The 16,908-nt window shown below is 39.1% G+C and carries 17 protein-coding genes; 10 read left to right on the forward strand and 7 right to left on the reverse strand.

Annotation, left to right across the window (positions count from 1 at the left end):
- On the reverse strand, positions 1-257 hold a 257-nt coding region (locus ACGLXV_RS01475), incomplete at its 3' end, for a hypothetical protein (protein WP_391557216.1).
- Between the two features lie 199 nt (positions 258-456).
- Here ACGLXV_RS01475 and ACGLXV_RS01480 point away from each other — a divergent pair.
- Positions 457-783, forward strand: coding sequence for a hypothetical protein (locus tag ACGLXV_RS01480; RefSeq protein ID WP_391557217.1), 327 nt, complete (start codon positions 457-459; stop codon positions 781-783).
- A 63-nt stretch (positions 784-846) separates the two neighbouring features.
- Here ACGLXV_RS01480 and ACGLXV_RS01485 read toward each other — a convergent pair whose 3' ends face one another.
- Complete coding sequence (locus tag ACGLXV_RS01485; RefSeq protein WP_391557218.1) at positions 847-1,125, reverse strand: hypothetical protein; 279 nt, start codon at positions 1,123-1,125, stop codon at positions 847-849.
- Between the two features lie 226 nt (positions 1,126-1,351).
- Between ACGLXV_RS01485 and ACGLXV_RS01490 the strand changes: the two genes are divergently transcribed.
- On the forward strand, positions 1,352-1,636 hold the full coding sequence (locus tag ACGLXV_RS01490; RefSeq protein WP_391557219.1) for a hypothetical protein: 285 nt from the start codon (positions 1,352-1,354) through the stop codon (positions 1,634-1,636).
- A 67-nt stretch (positions 1,637-1,703) separates the two neighbouring features.
- Here the strand turns inward: ACGLXV_RS01490 and ACGLXV_RS01495 are convergent, their stop codons facing one another.
- From ACGLXV_RS01495 to ACGLXV_RS01515, 5 genes are all read right to left on the reverse strand, one after another.
- A complete protein-coding gene (locus ACGLXV_RS01495; RefSeq protein WP_391557220.1) occupies positions 1,704-2,210 on the reverse strand; it encodes an undecaprenyl-diphosphatase in 507 nt (168 codons plus the stop codon).
- A 129-nt stretch (positions 2,211-2,339) separates the two neighbouring features.
- Positions 2,340-2,543 carry a DUF3896 family protein gene (locus ACGLXV_RS01500; protein WP_391557221.1) on the reverse strand — a complete coding sequence of 68 codons (204 nt, stop codon included), beginning with the start codon at positions 2,541-2,543 and terminating at the stop codon, positions 2,340-2,342.
- A gap of 108 nt (positions 2,544-2,651) precedes the next feature.
- On the reverse strand, positions 2,652-4,037 hold the full coding sequence (gene scfB / locus ACGLXV_RS01505; protein ID WP_391557222.1) for a thioether cross-link-forming SCIFF peptide maturase: 1,386 nt from the start codon (positions 4,035-4,037) through the stop codon (positions 2,652-2,654).
- A gap of 65 nt (positions 4,038-4,102) precedes the next feature.
- Positions 4,103-4,252, reverse strand: coding sequence for a six-cysteine ranthipeptide SCIFF (scfA, locus tag ACGLXV_RS01510; RefSeq protein ID WP_119709914.1), 150 nt, complete (start codon positions 4,250-4,252; stop codon positions 4,103-4,105).
- 121 nt (positions 4,253-4,373) lie between these two features.
- Entirely contained in the window at positions 4,374-6,428 is a 2,055-nt protein-coding gene (locus ACGLXV_RS01515) for a bifunctional diguanylate cyclase/phosphodiesterase (protein ID WP_391557223.1), read from the reverse strand.
- Positions 6,429-6,762: 334 nt separating this feature from the next.
- On the opposite strand from ACGLXV_RS01515, the gene ACGLXV_RS01520 reads away from it, so the two are divergent.
- From ACGLXV_RS01520 to ACGLXV_RS01555, 8 genes are all read left to right on the forward strand, one after another.
- A complete protein-coding gene (locus tag ACGLXV_RS01520; protein WP_391557224.1) occupies positions 6,763-8,061 on the forward strand; it encodes a Glu/Leu/Phe/Val family dehydrogenase in 1,299 nt (432 codons plus the stop codon).
- Between the two features lie 14 nt (positions 8,062-8,075).
- On the forward strand, positions 8,076-8,363 hold the full coding sequence (locus ACGLXV_RS01525; RefSeq protein WP_119709912.1) for an SAV0927 family protein: 288 nt from the start codon (positions 8,076-8,078) through the stop codon (positions 8,361-8,363).
- A gap of 16 nt (positions 8,364-8,379) precedes the next feature.
- Positions 8,380-8,628 carry a biotin/lipoyl attachment domain-containing protein gene (locus ACGLXV_RS01530; RefSeq protein WP_391557225.1) on the forward strand — a complete coding sequence of 83 codons (249 nt, stop codon included), beginning with the start codon at positions 8,380-8,382 and terminating at the stop codon, positions 8,626-8,628.
- A gap of 110 nt (positions 8,629-8,738) precedes the next feature.
- The gene (locus tag ACGLXV_RS01535; RefSeq protein WP_391557226.1) at positions 8,739-10,868 is read left to right on the forward strand and encodes a sigma 54-interacting transcriptional regulator; all 2,130 of its coding nucleotides are present in this window, start codon (positions 8,739-8,741) and stop codon (positions 10,866-10,868) included.
- A gap of 173 nt (positions 10,869-11,041) precedes the next feature.
- Complete coding sequence (locus tag ACGLXV_RS01540; protein ID WP_391557227.1) at positions 11,042-12,514, forward strand: aldehyde dehydrogenase family protein; 1,473 nt, start codon at positions 11,042-11,044, stop codon at positions 12,512-12,514.
- A 20-nt stretch (positions 12,515-12,534) separates the two neighbouring features.
- A complete protein-coding gene (locus tag ACGLXV_RS01545; RefSeq protein WP_391557228.1) occupies positions 12,535-13,905 on the forward strand; it encodes a putrescine aminotransferase in 1,371 nt (456 codons plus the stop codon).
- 61 nt (positions 13,906-13,966) lie between these two features.
- Complete coding sequence (gene gabT / locus ACGLXV_RS01550; protein ID WP_391557229.1) at positions 13,967-15,316, forward strand: 4-aminobutyrate--2-oxoglutarate transaminase; 1,350 nt, start codon at positions 13,967-13,969, stop codon at positions 15,314-15,316.
- Between the two features lie 15 nt (positions 15,317-15,331).
- Positions 15,332-16,795: an NAD-dependent succinate-semialdehyde dehydrogenase gene (locus ACGLXV_RS01555; protein ID WP_391557230.1), complete on the forward strand. Its 1,464-nt coding sequence runs from the start codon at positions 15,332-15,334 to the stop codon at positions 16,793-16,795.
- Positions 16,796-16,908: the final 113 nt, after the last annotated feature.

Below are 16,908 nucleotides of genomic sequence, written 5' to 3' on the forward strand. Positions count from 1 at the left end.
CGCTGTAAATACTCTTGATAGGTGATCTCTCCCTTGGCAAACCTTATCCCATTTTCGCTCGGTTCCACCTCATAAACATGCCCTTCATTATCCTGCAGAATGATTTTTGTAATTAGCTCGATCGCACTAATTTCGTTTACATCTGCCTCTTTCTCCCCAAAATAAACGACTTTCACAGGTTGGTAAATTGTATGCTTAATTATTTGTTCACTCATTTTATATGCCTGAAATTCAAATGCATTATTAGAAACACACATAGTCAGCACCTCATTATTATTATATGTTTATTCCCTACTGAGGTGAAGAGTCCAAAACTGGTATTTTATCGATTTAATATTAAGGATTATTCAAAATCTCCATACTTTCTCCATGATTATTTTCTATAGTAAGGGTGTAGTGATAGTAAATGCATGAGGAAGTATTATTAAAAAATATTAATAAAGGAGAAGGTGCTTGATGAAAAAGACTTTAATCGCCATTACGTTAGGAGCTGGATTACTTATCGGAGGAGGTACAGGGATTTATTACGTTTCCGCCCAAGAAAATGAAGGGATTGCAAACGAAAACATGATGATGGATAGGATGGTAAACTCCGATTCCGAAATGAAAGAAATGATGCATAGAGACATGGAATCAATGATGAACGTTAAAAACATGAATTTTGGTCAGATGAAAGAACATATGATGAACATGCATCCAGATTTATCTGTTCAGCAATTAGAGGAACACTATAAGAATATGCACGGAACTGGGGGATCAGAAAATAGCAAGAACTTTCAATAAGTAAAAAGGGTTGTCGGATGAGTTTCCGGACAACCCTTTTTCAATCACAATTGTGCCTTTAACTTAATCTCCTCTGCGTTCTTCAGAAGGTTCTTCATCTGGATCGGGTTCTTCTTCATCCATGTTAAATGGAGTGTCCATTTCTCCAGGTTGTTTTACATCTCTGACATCTCTTGGATTGGTGTCAAGGTCAACATCATCATTGTTTTGATTGTAGCGTACTGGTCTGTAATTGACATCATCATCTGGTCCAAGATTATTATCATTATCTGCGGTACAGCCGGTTACATTGACAAGTAACAACAAAGCAGTAATGGTAGTGTATAACCATTTTTTACTCATTCTTCATCCTCCTATGTCTAAATTTAAATAAAGTAGTACATATAATTTGCCTTAAATTAAAACCATTATTCACCTGCTTGCGTGGTATATTTTGGATTATTTTAAATAAGAAGTTTTATACGCTAGAAAATCTAAACCAAAATTTTATCAGGATGCTTACGTTATTAGGGAGAATTCTAATAAATGAAAAATGAAGTTTATATATCAGATGAAGGTGGGGGTAAAAATGAATAAGTGGATCATGTCTTTTTTTCAAATAAGAAGAAATCCTTTAATGGCATTGTTCGGGAAGAAAAGGAATGGTAGAGGCTGGATATGGGGTTCTTTATTAAGTTTAGGAGTTAGTGCAGCAGCCATCCGATTAAGAAGAAATAAAAAAATGCAATCTCCTGTTAATAACATAATGAATAATTTTGATATAGGAAAAATGAGTAAAATGGGAAATTTGGCTGGGTTAGCCGAAATTGCCGAAGAATTAGTCCCTAATAAAGGCCCTGAAAAAACCAATTAATAAAGCCTTAATTAAGAATATCCATCCTTGTGATGGATATTCTTTAAGGTTTTTTCAGGGCTGCTAGTTAACGTGCAAAATTCCGCTTTGTGGTCTTATCTAAAATCACACTAGTCATGGTAGCGATAACGGCACTCCCTATAATATCATATGGATAATGGTGTCCTACCCAAATACGAGAGAATCCTGTTAATAAAGCTAAAACCCACAACATGGAACCTATTACACGGTTATAAAGATAAATAGAAGTAGAAATAGCAAAAGCAAGTAATGTATGTTTACTTGGAAAGGTGGAATCTCTTTTTGAAGGAATAAGTATTCCAACTCGTCGTCTCACAAATGGTCTTGGTTTGAAATAAAACAGCTTAATTAAAGTATGGATAAGTAACGTAATCCCAGCAGAAATCCCCGCTTTATAACCTGCTTTTCTGTAAGGACCATTTTTAAACCACATAAAAATTAACACAAAGACAAAGACATAACGAGTTTTATTCGATACAAATATCATTAAAAAATCAAAGAGAGAAAAACGACCTGCGTATTGATTAATTGACTTGAATAATTTTTCGTTCACTTTGAGTTCTCCTTACACTATTAATAGGTAATAAACTGCCCCTACTATGTAAGAAATATGTGGAAACTGTTTTTACTTTTACTATAAAAAAATACAAGGACTAGATAATCGAGCCCTTGTAAAAAAATACTATAGTAATCCTCTATGATAATGATTCATTTCCGCAAGCTCTGAAATATACTGGTAGTTGTCAATCATATTCTGAATCATTTCCGATTCGGAGGGGGTTAAATCCGGGTCATCTAATCTCTTTTGTAAACCCTCAATTTTCAAAGTGATGTCGTGTTTGATTTCATCATAATTCATTACAAACACCCTTTCTTTATATTCCACAATTATCCTCTCTCCTTTATATTACAAAAGAAAGATGAAGGAACGATGCAGATTTCTTTTCAAATACGTGAACATTTAGGAAATTTGATAAGGGATGGTTTTGCGTACCTATATTTCCATCGCTTGAATAGACTCTGCAACCTTAACCATCATCGAGCATTCGACTCTTTTGCGAAAAATATCGCAGCTGAATTCGAACGTTCCGTTAATGGAGCCTGTTGCATGTAGTGAGTTAGCCGGGCAACCACCGCTACAATACAGTTTGGCCCAGCAGTTCTGGCATTCTGACTTTGAGTAGCAGTTGCTCCTTTTAAATTGAGCTTGTATTTCTGGCTTTGTAATTCCATCCCAGATGTTTCCCATGCTAAATTCTTCATCGCCAACGAATTGGTGACAAGGGAAGAGTTCGCCCCATGGTGTAACGGCTAAGTATTCCGTTCCAGAGCCACAACCTGAGATTCTTTTTTGAATACAAGGGCCTTCGGATAAATCCATCATGTAATGGTAGAAGGTGAATTTTTTTCCCTTTTCGTTTCTAGCGATCATTTCCTTCGCAAGAATTTCGTATTGGTTATAGATTTCGGGAAGATCTTCTTCGGTTAGGGCATAAGGTTCCTGTGGGTCACAAATAACCGGTTCCATGGACAGCTTATCAAAGCCAAGGTCTGCGATATGAAAAATGTCATTTGTAAAGTCGACATTGTCATGTGTGTAAGTTCCCCGAACATAATATTCTTTCTCTCCACGATTTTTAATGAACTGTTGAAACTTAGGAACGATATGGTCATAGCTGCCTTTTCCATTAACGGTTCTACGAAGTCGATCGTGTACCTCTTTTCTGCCATCTAGACTTAGAACGACATTATCCATTTCTTCGTTTAAAAATTCGGTTACTTCCTCGTTTAAAAGCATCCCGTTTGTTGTAAAAGTAAAACGAAATTTCTTATGGTATTCCTTCTCTTTGCTACGTGCATATGAAACGATTTGTTTGACAACGTTCCATGCCATAAGTGGTTCTCCACCAAAAAAGTCAATATCGAGGTTTCGATGGTGCCCAGAGTTTTCTAATAAGAAGTCAATGGCTCTTTTTCCAACATCAAAGCTCATTATAGCTCGGTCACCGTTATATTTTCCTTGGCTAGCAAAGCAGTAATCACAGGAAAGATTACAAGTATGTGCAACATTGAAACAAAGCGCCTTAACATAGGTTTTGCGATTTCTCAAATCAATGGAAAGGTCTTTATACTCATCATCAGTAAAAAGCTGTCCATGATTGATTAGTTCCTGAATATCTGTAAGAGTTTCTCGTATTTCTACCTCCGTAACCTCAGGATTCGTACGGTATTTTTCCAGCATCGATGTTACAATTTTATCCGAAGAAGCAATTTCATAAAGACCGATGATTTCGTAGGCAAGCTCATCGACCACATGTACTGAGCCGCTGTACGTATCTAGGACAATATTGTACCCGTTTAATTTATATTGATGGATCATATGTATGGTTAATCTCCTTACAAAAATGGCCGCCCATCTGGATGAAGTGGGCGGGATATGTATTTCTATCTATTCAAGGTGTTTTCACATTTTTGGTTAGCCACTCCACAAGAAGTTTTACAGGCTGACTGACAAGATGTTTGACAAGCACCACAACCACCGTGCTTTACTGTATCTACTAGTTTGCGAGTGCTGAGCGTTATAATTCGCTTCATAATGAAATCCCTCCTTTTGTGCACCGCTAGCATATCATTTTCATACGGGATGACCATATGCTTTATGTCACAGCAGACACAAAAAAGTACCGCATCATGAGCGCGGTACTTTTTAAGAAAATTATGAGGAAGAAGTAACTCCATTACATTGCGAATGGAACTGCTTCATCCACGAGATCAGTTCCTCTTGTTTCATTGGTTTTGCAAAATAGAACCCCTGAATGGTTGGACTCTTCGGCATGGAGGTTAAATAGTTGAATTGCTTCACATTTTCTACCCCTTCAACTACGGTTTCAATGTCCAACGAATGACAGAGAGAAACAATAGCGGTAATAATCGCAGATTCTTTCTTAGACTCTGGGACACCGTCTACAAAGGATTTATCAATTTTCAACGTGGAAATGGGTAATCTTTTTAAATACGACAAGGAGGAAACACCTGTACCAAAGTCATCTAGAGCTACAGAAAACCCTTGTTTTCGTATGTCTCCTACTGCCCGTATCGCGTTTTCAATATCACTTACAACGCTTGTTTCCGTGATTTCTAGTTCAAGATTATTTGCCAAAATATCATACTTTTCCACACAATGATTAAGAGTTTTTAACAGTCGTGCAGATGTAATATAGGTGCCAGGAATATTAACAGCTACGTGTAACACAGGATGACCTTCTTTATTCCACTGATCTAGCTGTTGACATACTTTATCAATGACCCAATCAGTCACATCAAACATTTTTCCGCTTTTCTCTAACGCCGGAATAAACAGACCGGGTGAGAGAAAGCCATGAACAGGGTGATTCCAACGGATGAGTGCTTCGACACCTGAGATTTCCTGTGAAGAGGCATTAATTTTTGGTTGATACACTATATACAAATGGTCCTTCTCCATGGCCATATCAATATCAGACAAAAGGCGCTGTTCAAAATTATACGTATGAATCTTTGGATCATACTCAACGATTTGATTATTATACTCGATAGACGGGTGATGCAGGACTGCAACAGCATTAGCATAAAGCTGGCTCGCAGTTTCATTGCGTTCTTTAACAGCTATGGCACTGACGGTATTAACAAGAACAGCATGGTCATCGAACTGTAAGGGAACTTTTAAAATAGAGGAAACTCTCTCTAATGTTATTTTTAGTTTTTCATTTGAGTCTTCCTTACAAATAAAAGCAAAGCGGTTCCCTTCTACTCTATACACCTCTAAAGAAGATGAATGTAACTGCAATAGTAACTGACTTACTTCGGTAAGAATTCTATCTCCAAACTTGTATCCATATCCAATATTCCATTTTTCTAGATCATGAATATGCAGAACAGCTACTGTATTAGCGTGTAATAGTTGGTGAATGGTCCTTTCAAACTGACGGCGGTTAGGAAGCTTCGTTAATGGATCAAAAAAGTTCATTCGGTAATCAACGTATCGATCCAATGCTCCTGATAAACTAGAAAGAATGAGCAATACGGAAGTTCCAATAGCAACCGCAAGCACTAGAATCCAAGTATGATTTTCATGAGAGTGGTTTGTAGGAATCACTGTGTTAGTATCTACATAAAAAACAACAGAAGCCATCCCGGTATAGTGCATACTGGAAATCGCTAAGCCCATGATCAAGCTTGTCACGATTTTGATGACTCTACGGTCCATCAAACGTTGCAATGATGAGAAAATGTAAAGCGCAACGAAGGAAACAGTCATCGCTATCACAATGGATCCAGTAAAAATTCCAAGTTTATAGGCATGATGAACCTCCATTTTCATTGCGGCCATGCCCATATAATGCATCGTTGATATGCCCAATCCCATAATGACTCCAGAGATAATGAATGCAAAGATGCTCTTTTTCTGGCGATTTGCTATATAAAAGGCTAAAAGCGATGCAATTAAGGCAGGACAGATAGAAAGGATTGTTACAAAAGGGTCGTACTGCATATCAAAAGGAAGATTTATTGCACCCATCCCAATAAAATGCATGGACCAAATGCCAAAGCCCATGGCTACGGAAGCTAATCCAATCCAAATAAAACGATGAAAGAAGCTATTTTGTTGGATTCTTTCATTCAAAGAAAGTGCGGTATAAGAGGCACTACAGGCGATTAATATAGATAAAATGACAAGTGAAAGGTTATACTCACTTTCTAGAATGAAGACGGAGTTTGGTACAGTAAACATGGGGTTCTCCTTTGTTGTGAAGTCCTATCTCTGTTACAAAGAGACATGGTGTATCATTTATATCGGTTATTTATAATAATTATAAAGTGATGGGAAAAATTTCATTTTTATGCAAATACGCATAATCGGTGTATGTTAATAATGCTTTGCAACCGCGTCCTCTTAAAGGGGATTTTTTTTATTGTTGTTAGAAATTATGCAGAATTGAATAATCTATGCAGTTTAGTTGGAAAGGAGCCTTTACGTTCAAAGCAAAAAGCTTTCTTTTCACCACTTCCTAAGTTGGCACGGCTCTTGCATCTCTCATTTTAAATTCTAAAAATGAGGTGTTATCATGGCTGACTCAATCGTGGAGTCGAAAAATCAAACGATCGAAAGAAAGGAAGGGATTCAAGACAATCCCTTGATAGAGTTTCATTCGATTTTAAAAGAAGCGATGGATATTCTAAGATATCCTGATGAAGTGTTTGAGCTTTTGAAGGAGCCATTGCGTTTTCTCGAGGTGAAAATCCCTGTTCGCATGGATGATCACACGACCAAGATTTTTCGAGGATTTCGTGCTCAGCATAATGATGCAACAGGTCCAACAAAAGGTGGCATTCGATTTCATACAGATGTTACACCAGAAGAGGTGAAGGCCTTAGCTGGTTGGATGAGTATGAAATGTGGGATTACAGGTCTTCCTTATGGAGGGGCAAAAGGGGGAATTGTATGTGACCCTCGAACAATGAGTTTGCAAGAACTAGAACGGTTAAGCCGGGGCTATGTGAGAGCAATTAGCCAAATAGTCGGACCAACGAAGGATATTCCAGCGCCAGACGTGTACACGAACTCACAGATTATGGCTTGGATGCTTGATGAATACAACTTCATTCGTGAGTTTGATAATCCAGGATTTATAACCGGAAAACCTGTTGCTTTAGGGGGCTCAAAAGGACGCGAAACCGCTACATCAAAAGGTTTACTATATACACTTCAAAAGGTGTTAGAAGTGAAGAAGCTTCCCATAAAAGATTTAAAGATTATCATTCAAGGCTTTGGAAATGTCGGAAGTCACTTGGCTTTGTACATGTATGAGTTAGGAGCGAAGATCGTCGGGATCTCTGATGTACTTGGAGGCATTTATGATGAGAAGGGCTTAGACATCCCGTATTTAATTGATAGTCGCGATTCCTTTGGAGTGGTAACGAATCTATTTAAGAAAACGATCTCGAATCAAGAATTACTAGAAAAAGAGTGTGACGTCCTTGTTCCGGCAGCACTTGGTGGTCAGATTACGAAACGGAATGCTGAAAAGGTAAAATGTCAAATTGTACTTGAAGCAGCGAATGGACCGACAACAAAGGAAGCGATAAACATACTTGAGGAAAAGGGTATCCTCGTGGTTCCTGACATATTAGCGAATTCAGGAGGAGTGATTGTCTCTTATTTTGAATGGTGCCAAAACAATCAAGGATATTATTGGTCGGAGCGAGAGGTCGATGAAAAATTAAAAGAAAAAATCGAAACCAGCTTTGAGCAAATCCTCCAAGTGAGTAAAAAGTATCGCACAAACTTAAAAGTATCTGCTTATATCGTGGGGATACAGGCTATAGCAGAAACGTCACAGCTACGCGGCTGGATCAAAATATGAGAGGGGTCGAGTAAATGGTTGAGGTGTTATTAGAAGAAAGAGAAACGCAACCCATCCATTATTATTGTTTATCGATTGGATCGCACCGCTATGATTTTACGATTGTTTATTCACATCAGTTTTTTGATAAAGCAATGGTCGTTTCCATGCAAGCGGGGAAGTGGGCGTTAATGTGCCAAGAGGATATTGAAAATGAAGAGTTTTGGGCTGAACGATTAGGAATTGTTGATGTAGATATCGAGGATTGTAAGGCGTTTTTTAAGATGGTACTCAATCATAAAAGAGTGTCTGATCAATATTGATCTAGGAGGGAGAGGCATGAATCACGAATTTGTTGTGAGTGCTGTTAGTGGGAAGGTAGAAGAAGTAGCGATTGAGGTACATTCAAAAATTTATGAATGGGAAAAATTATTTACGATCCGAACGGAAAATGGACATCTGGAAACAGTGAGCGTAGGCCTTAGTGGAGAAGTCATTTCAATAGAAGTAAAAACAGGTGACTGTATTATCCCTGGCATGGTCCTTGCCTTTATTAAAGATGATTTGATCCCAACAGGCAGTGACTGAGGTGTTTGGAGATGGCTGATCCATCTCCTTTTTCTTACTTGTTTGAAAATTTGAAAATTAATATTTTTGCAGTATATAATTGAAAGAAAAGGATAGAAGGAGGGGGACGTTTGTTTACTTTAGAAAAAGAGAAGATAAGGCCCATCATCTCCATTGATTTGAATGAACATGAAGAACAATGGGCAGCATGTCTTAAACAGCACAATGAGCCCATTCTTTTTCTTAAAAAGGATGAGGAGATACTCTCCTATATTCAAATGAAAGATGTACCTCTTAGCGAAACTAGCAGTCTATCAAACATTTTTCAAGAAAAAGCAGTTCCCATGACCAACGTGTCCAAGTTAAATAATACGATTTCTGTTCCTGTTCTTTTTCAAATTATCGGCGAACCATTTGCTCTTGTAATCGATGATCAAGGGGAGCCATCGGGTTATATCAAACGGGAGGATGTGCTTGCGTTATTATTCAAGCAAGAGCCGCATGGAAGTGTCGATTTACTAAAGGTGATACTAACCTCAATTCCAATGGGAATATTCGTTGTTGACCGTGAAAAGAAGATTATTAATTTTAATGAGTCAGGCCTACGAATGACGAAGCTAACTTCAGAGGATGTTTCCGGAAAGCCAGCTGATTCCATTTTCCACGGGGAACATATTCACCAAGTGTTTGCATCTGGTCAAACAATATTAAATCAAATTCAGATCACTGATACAATGGGTGTTCTCGTGGATTATAGTCCGATTTTCGACTTTCATAATGAAGTAGAAGGAATTATTATTATCGTTCAAGATTTGCCGATGGTTGAGGATATGGCCATGGAAATTGAGCATATCAAGAATTTAAATAAAGACTTAAATGCCATACTATCAACGATTTATGACGAAATTTTAGTAGTGAATCATAAAGGAGAGCTGCTTCGATATAGTGAAACGTTTCTTTCTGATTTTTGGGGAGTGGAGTTAAAGGAACTAACCGGGAAGAACCTTTTGGATCTTGAAGGTGAAGGTCTATTCACACCGTCTGTTACCCGGTTAGTATTGGAACAGAAGAAAAAGGTTTCAATTGTTCAGGAAACAAAGAGAAATAAGCGGATTCTAGCGGTAGGAAACCCGATTTTTGATGAAAATGGACATATTGACCGAATCATTATTGCTTCAAGGGATATTACAGAAACAACAAAGTTAAAATCTGAATTACGTGAAGTGAAGAAGCAATCGGACCAATATAAGCAGGAGCTTGAAAGGATTAAAAATAAAGATCGCTTTTTTAACCGACTCATTTACTGTAGTCCCAATATGGAACAAATTATGGAGCATGTGACGAAGATTTCTCATTTTTCCTCTACGGTTCTTATTACGGGAGAATCAGGTGTAGGAAAGGAATTGATTGCTCAGGCTATTCATCAAAGTGGAAGCCGTGCAAACCAACCGTTTCTAAAGCTTAACTGTGGGGCGATTCCTGAGAATCTATTAGAAAGCGAGTTGTTTGGGTACAGCAAAGGGTCGTTTACTGGTGCTGATAAAAATGGGAAAGAGGGTTACTTTCAAAAAGCTGACAAAGGGATTTTATTTTTAGATGAAATTGGCGAAATGCCAGTTAGCCTTCAAGTGAAATTGTTACGTGTTCTGCAGGAACAAGAAGTCGTTCCAATTGGAAGTACGACTCCAATACCGATCAATGTACAAATTGTTGCAGCGACAAACAAAAAGCTAGAGAAAATGGTTCAAGAAGGAACCTTTCGTGAGGACTTATATTATCGTTTGAATGTGATTCCTATTCATGTCCCGCCTTTAAGAGAGCGTCCAAAAGATATACCTCTGTTGGCGTATCATTTTCTTCAAAGATTAAATGAAAAATACAATAAAAACTATCATTTTACACCAGATGCATTGAATTTACTTGAAGTGTATTCATGGCCAGGAAATATTCGTGAGCTTCAAAATATGATCGAACGATTAGCGGTGTCGGCTGATCACCCAGCTCTGGATGCTGATTTTGTAAAACAATTTTTATCTTTTACTAGTAATTTTAATAAAGAGAAACCAGTATTCAAGAATGTCATGCCGCTTCAGGAAGCACAAGACTATATTGAGGAGCAATTAATACTATTGGCGATGAAACAATATAAAACCACGACAAAAGCAGCAAAAGCCCTCGGCATAAGCCAGTCATCCGTTAGTAGGAAGTATCAAAAAATCATGAATGATAGACAAGCCAAATATGGGGAAGTCTCCTTTTAAATAGAGTGGTACAGACAAATGTCTGTGCCATTTTTTATGTAGAAAAGGAAGTTATGCAAAATTAACTAGGGTTATGCAAAACTGCATAACTTTTATTATTCGTTCCTTGCAAACAAAGAGTTAAGTGTTGGCACAGTTCTTGCATTACTTATAAAAAAGGAGGATTGATTAACATGCATGCATTAAGGATGTATATCAATGGCGAATGGAGAGAATCACAAAATAAAGAAACACGTGACATTTTTAATCCGGCAACTGGTGAAGTAATTGCACAAGCAACCGAAGGAACAGTCGAGGATGTAAAAGAAGCCATTCAGATTGCAAAGTCCACCTTTGAAAGCGGGATTTGGTCACAAACTCCTCCGGCTGAACGAGCGGCTTACTTATTTAAAATTGCAGAAAAAATTGAGGAGCGAGCTGAGGAGTTAGCGGAACTAGAAACTTTAGACAATGGAAAACCATTAAGGGAAGCTAGCTTTGATGTGGCGGATGCCGCTGCATGCTTCCGTTATTATGCGGGCTTAATTACAAAGCCTAATGGTGAGACATACCCAGTCTCCGATCCGGTTCAAGGGATCGTCGTCCGTGAACCAGTCGGGGTTTGTGGGTTAATCGTTCCGTGGAATTATCCTTTATTATTAAGTGTTTGGAAACTAGCGCCTGCACTTGCCGCAGGAAATTCGGTGGTTTATAAACCGTCCGAAGTGACTCCAGTAACACCAACAAGATTATTTGAAATTTTTGAAGAGGTAGGTTTGCCAAAAGGCGTCGCCAATATGGTGATGGGATCTGGTGATGTGGTTGGGAATGAAATAGCAGAGAACAAAGACGTTGACCTTGTCTCATTTACAGGTGGTACAAAGACAGGGAAACAAATTATGAAGGTAGCAGCAGACAGTCTTAAGAAATTATCGTTGGAGCTTGGAGGAAAATCACCAAATATTGTGTTTGCTGATGCTGACTTTGAAACAGCGGTAGATTACGCATTGTTTGGTATCTTCGCAGGGGCAGGGCAAATATGTGCAGCAGGTTCTCGTATTTTAGTAGAAGAAGAGATTTATGAGAAATTTGTTTCTCGCTTTGTTGAACGTGCCAATCAAATCAAGGTGGGACCAGGGAATGATCCAGAGGTAGAAATGGGTCCTTTAGTAAGCAAAGAACATTTGGAAAGAGTTCTCTCTTATATAGAGATTGGAAAGAACGAAGGAGCTCGGTTGGTTTGTGGGGGCAAGAGGATTGAAAAAGATGGTTTACAGGACGGGTACTTTGTAGAGCCCACTGTCTTTGTTGATGCAAACCTGGACATGAGAATTGTTCAAGAAGAAATCTTTGGTCCAGTCGTTGTAATTGAAAAATTCAAAGATGAGAAGGAAGCCATTACGTCAGCCAATGGAACCCTTTACGGACTGGCTGGAGCCGTGTTTACAAAAGATGGAGCGAAGGCGCTTCGTGTTGTAAAACAAATACGAGCAGGAATTACTTGGATTAATACCTTCCATAATACGTACAACGAGGCGCCTTGGGGTGGGTATAAGCAAAGCGGATTCGGGCGTGCGCTTGGAACGTATGGTCTAGAAACCTATCAAGAAATGAAGCAGATTAATATCAATTTACAAGTCGAACCCATTGGTTGGTTTTCAAATTAAACGTGAATAGGAGAGATCACATGAGTACCAATATTGAGAGGAAACAAGAGGAAGTAAAGGAAAAGAACGTACATCAGTACATTAAACAGGTGTTAGAAATGATAGAAAAAGAGGAGATCACAGAGGCGGAGGCCAATTGGATTTCAAAGGAAACAATTCAGCATTTTCGTGACCATGTGAATCCGGGATTCCTTGATTACCGAAAAACCGTTACAGAGGGTGGACTATCGGCAGCGGTGGAATGGTCAGATAAGGATTCATGCTTTAAGGATGTGAATGGCAAGGAATATATCGACTGTCTTGGTGGATTTGGGATCTACAATGTGGGTCATCGGAATGAAAAAGTGGTGAAGGCTGTAAGTGATCAGTTAAAGCGTCAAGCTCTGCACAGCCAAGATTTATTAGATCCACTTCGGGCCATGTTGGCAAAAATATTAGCAGATATTACTCCAGGAGATTTAAAATATTCTTTCTTTACTAATAGTGGAACGGAAAGTGTGGAGGCTGCATTAAAACTTGCCAAAATGTATAGCGACAGAACCACTTTTATTTCCACTACTCGTGCTTTCCATGGGAAAAGTCTCGGGGCGCTTTCAGGAACAGCAAAAGGAGTGTTCCGTAAACCATTCTTACCTTTGATTCCAGGCTTTCGACATGTAGCGTTTGGTGACATTGATATGATGAGAAAAACATTTGAAACCTGTGCACTCGTTGGAGAAGACGTTGCTGCGGTACTGTTAGAGCCGATTCAAGGCGAAGGTGGAATCATTCTTCCACCTGAAGGTTACCTTCAACAGGTTCGTGAGCTATGCGACCAATATGATGCATTACTTATTTTTGATGAAGTACAAACGGGTATGGGGCGTACAGGTAAAATGTTCGCATCAGACTTGTATCAAGTTGTTCCTGATATTCTTTGTCTTGCCAAAGCCTTTGGTGGTGGTGTGATGCCAGCAGGTGCCATCGTCGCAAAAGAAAAGGTGTTTAAAAGCTGGTTTGATAATCCGTTCATGCATACAACTACATTTGGTGGAAACCCACTTGCATGCGCGGCTGCCATTGCAACGATCGACGTTCTGTTAGAAGAGAACTTACCAGCTCGTGCTGCAGAAGTAGGAGAATATTTCTTACAAGGATTAAAAGAAGCTGCCGAAGGTCATGAAGATCTTGTAATGGAAATTCGAGGCCAAGGTTTGATGATCGGAATCGAATTTGAACGTGATGAAATTGGCTGGGAAGTCTCGAAAGGAATGTTTGAACGAGGAATTCTTGTTGCTGGAACTCTAGTAAACTCAAAAACCATTCGAATTGAGCCTCCACTTACGATTAAATACGACGAAGTAAATACAGTTATACAAACCTTTAAAGAGGTTCTACAAAACATAGGTTAAAAAATTTAGACATGAAAAAGGAGGGGAGCCTCCTTTTTCCATTAAGGAAGGTGTCGGATCCATGAAACAATTTGTTCAAATCAAAACGTCCATCCCTGGACCAAGATCAAAGGAATTATTAGATAGAAGGAAAAAAGTCGTTCCACAAGGGATTAGTAATAATTGTGCCGCATTTGTTCAAAAGGCTGAGGGGGCCTTGGTGGAGGATATTGATGGCAATACTTTTATCGACTTTGCTGGTGCTATAGGAACGATCAATGTTGGTCATTCCCACCCGAAGGTTGTTCAGGCTATAAAGGATCAAGCGGATCAGTTTGTTCATACCGGATTTAATGTCATGATGTATGAATCTTATATCAAGTTGGCGGAAAAATTAACAAAGCTCGCTCCAGGCAGTTTTCCAAAACAAGCGGCCTTTTTTAACAGTGGTGCAGAAGCTGTTGAAAATGCAGTGAAGATTGCTAGAAAATATACGAAAAGACAAGGAATTGTGTCGTTTACGAGAGGTTTTCATGGACGAACGTTAATGACGATGACGATGACAAGCAAAGTGAAGCCATATAAATATGGATTTGGACCATTTGCTCCTGAGGTATATAAAGCTCCATATCCATATGAATATCGGAAGCCAAATGAAATGAATGAAGAACAGTATACTGAATACGTGATCCAGCAATTTGAGCAATTCCTTCTTGCGGAGGTCGCTCCAGAAACGATTGCGGCAGTGGTCATGGAGCCAGTGCAAGGAGAAGGAGGCTTTATCGTTCCAAATCGGGAATTTGTTCAGCGTGTTTATACTATTTGTAAAGAACACGGAATATTATTTATTGCAGATGAAATTCAAACCGGCTTTGGGCGTACGGGCCGTTACTTTGCAATTGAACATTTTGGGGTAGAGCCGGATCTTCTAACGATCTCAAAGTCTATGGCAGCTGGTGTTCCAATCAGTGGAGTGATTGGCCGAGAAGAGATTATGAATGTAAGCCAGCCAGGAGAAATTGGTGGAACGTATGCGGGGAGTCCTCTAGGGTGTCAAGCTGCTCTCGCTGTCCTAGATATAATAGAAGAAGAACAATTGAATGCAAGAGCGGAACGGATTGGTAGATTAGTAATGAACAAGTTTCAACAATGGTCCGATCGATTTGAGCAAGTGGATGGCATCCGTGGGTTAGGAGCGATGTGTGCGTTTGAAATTGTAAAGGATAAGACTTCTAAACAGCCAGATAAAGAACTAATTGGTAGCATTATTCAAGAGGCCACCAATAGAGGATTACTGTTACTCAGCGCAGGGATATTTGGCAATGTGATAAGACTATTAATGCCTTTAACGATTTCAGATGATCAGCTTGAAGAAGGATTGTTGATCTTAGAAGAATCCTTAGAAGCTGTTTTATCTCCCCAATATATATAAAGAGAGGGTAAGCAGATGAGTTCGAATATCGCTTTTCAAAAAAAGCAGTTATACAAAATGTATATTAATGGTCAATGGATCGGTGACGAGTGCGAGGCATTCATCAATGTTATGAACCCCGCAACCAATGAAGTGATCGGGATGATTCCGAATGGAGGAACGTTGGAAGCGAAGGCTGCTGTAGATGCCGCCCATAAAGCGTTTAAAACTTGGTCCAAAAAAACCGCAGACGAACGCAGTCAGTTGCTCATGAAATGGTTCCACCTCATTGATGAGCATAAAGTGGAAATTGGTACAGTGATGACAATGGAGCAAGGAAAGCCCGTCCATGAGGCAATCGGTGAAGTGAATTATGCCAATAGTTTTCTCTCTTGGTATGCGGAAGAAGGAAAGAGAATCTATGGAGAAACCATTCCGGCTACACATCCAAATAAGCGAATTTTAATTAGAAAAGAACCGGTTGGGGTTGTTGCAGCAATTACTCCATGGAATTTTCCAGCTGCCATGATTACGAGAAAGGTAGCCCCCGCTCTTGCTGCTGGCTGTACGGTGGTGGTGAAACCAGCTCAGCAAACGCCTCTAACTGCTCTGAAACTAGCAGAGTTAGCGGAAAAAGCAGGCATTCCAGCTGGTGTATTTAACGTAGTAACCGGAAAATCAAAAGAAATTGGCGATGCTTGGTTAAAGGATTCACGGGTTCGTAAGCTTACCTTTACGGGTTCCACTGAAGTGGGGAAGGTACTTATGAGAGGTGCTGCTGATACGGTGAAAAAGATTTCGCTAGAATTAGGCGGAAATGCACCTTTTATTGTTATGGACGATGCAGACTTAGAAAAAGCAGCCAAGGGACTATTAGCCTCGAAGTTTCGTAATGCCGGACAAACATGTATTTGTACGAACCGTATCTACGTCCAAGAAAGAATCCTCGAGCCATTTGTTGAGCTTTTTAAAAATGAACTAAGCAAGCTCAAAATCGGTAACGGTATGGAAGAAGGAATTGATATTGGACCGCTAATTGACCAACCAGCTGTAAATAAAGTAAATGAAATTCTTGACGATGCGATTCATAAAGGTGGAAAGATCGTGTATCAAGGAGATAAGAAAGATGGGGAAGAAGGATTTTTCTTTCCACCTACGATTCTTACAAATGTAAATGATCAAATGATGTGCGTGGAAGAAGAAATTTTTGGCCCTTTAGCCGCAATTGCTACTTTTCAAACAGAAGAAGAAGTGATTGCGAGAGCCAATAATACCGTTTACGGCTTAGCGGCTTATGTGTTTACTGAAAATTTAAGTCGTGCCTTCCGAATAAGTGAGGAACTTGAATACGGAATTATCGGCTTAAATGATGGACTTCCATCAACGGCACAAGCGCCATTTGGAGGATATAAAGAAAGTGGTTTAGGTCGAGAAGGCGGTCATCACGGACTAGAAGAGTTTTTAGAAGTAAAATATATTTCGATTGGACTAAATATATAAAGTATGATCAAAAACCTGGTTCTATTTGGAACCAGGTTTTTTCATGCTAAAAAGTAAATTATGCAAAATTGAATGGATTATGCAGAACTGATTTCTTATCAGGCAGGAAAAAG

Source organism: Robertmurraya sp., assembly GCF_036676585.1.
Taxonomy (GTDB): domain Bacteria; phylum Bacillota; class Bacilli; order Bacillales; family Cytobacillaceae; genus Robertmurraya_A.

What these genes read in the sequence shown, in the direction of transcription:
- ACGLXV_RS01480 (WP_391557217.1), top strand. Translation starts at nt 457, where the DNA reads ATGAAAAAGACTTTAATCGCCATTACGTTAGGAGCTGGATTACTTATC.
- ACGLXV_RS01485 (WP_391557218.1), bottom strand. Translation starts at nt 1,125, where the DNA reads ATGAGTAAAAAATGGTTATACACTACCATTACTGCTTTGTTGTTACTT.
- ACGLXV_RS01490 (WP_391557219.1), top strand. Translation starts at nt 1,352, where the DNA reads ATGAATAAGTGGATCATGTCTTTTTTTCAAATAAGAAGAAATCCTTTA.
- scfB (WP_391557222.1), bottom strand. Translation starts at nt 4,037, where the DNA reads ATGATCCATCAATATAAATTAAACGGGTACAATATTGTCCTAGATACG.
- scfA (WP_119709914.1), bottom strand. Translation starts at nt 4,252, where the DNA reads ATGAAGCGAATTATAACGCTCAGCACTCGCAAACTAGTAGATACAGTA.
- ACGLXV_RS01515 (WP_391557223.1), bottom strand. Translation starts at nt 6,428, where the DNA reads ATGTTTACTGTACCAAACTCCGTCTTCATTCTAGAAAGTGAGTATAAC.
- ACGLXV_RS01520 (WP_391557224.1), top strand. Translation starts at nt 6,763, where the DNA reads ATGGCTGACTCAATCGTGGAGTCGAAAAATCAAACGATCGAAAGAAAG.
- ACGLXV_RS01525 (WP_119709912.1), top strand. Translation starts at nt 8,076, where the DNA reads ATGGTTGAGGTGTTATTAGAAGAAAGAGAAACGCAACCCATCCATTAT.
- ACGLXV_RS01530 (WP_391557225.1), top strand. Translation starts at nt 8,380, where the DNA reads ATGAATCACGAATTTGTTGTGAGTGCTGTTAGTGGGAAGGTAGAAGAA.
- ACGLXV_RS01540 (WP_391557227.1), top strand. Translation starts at nt 11,042, where the DNA reads ATGCATGCATTAAGGATGTATATCAATGGCGAATGGAGAGAATCACAA.
- ACGLXV_RS01545 (WP_391557228.1), top strand. Translation starts at nt 12,535, where the DNA reads ATGAGTACCAATATTGAGAGGAAACAAGAGGAAGTAAAGGAAAAGAAC.
- gabT (WP_391557229.1), top strand. Translation starts at nt 13,967, where the DNA reads ATGAAACAATTTGTTCAAATCAAAACGTCCATCCCTGGACCAAGATCA.
- ACGLXV_RS01555 (WP_391557230.1), top strand. Translation starts at nt 15,332, where the DNA reads ATGAGTTCGAATATCGCTTTTCAAAAAAAGCAGTTATACAAAATGTAT.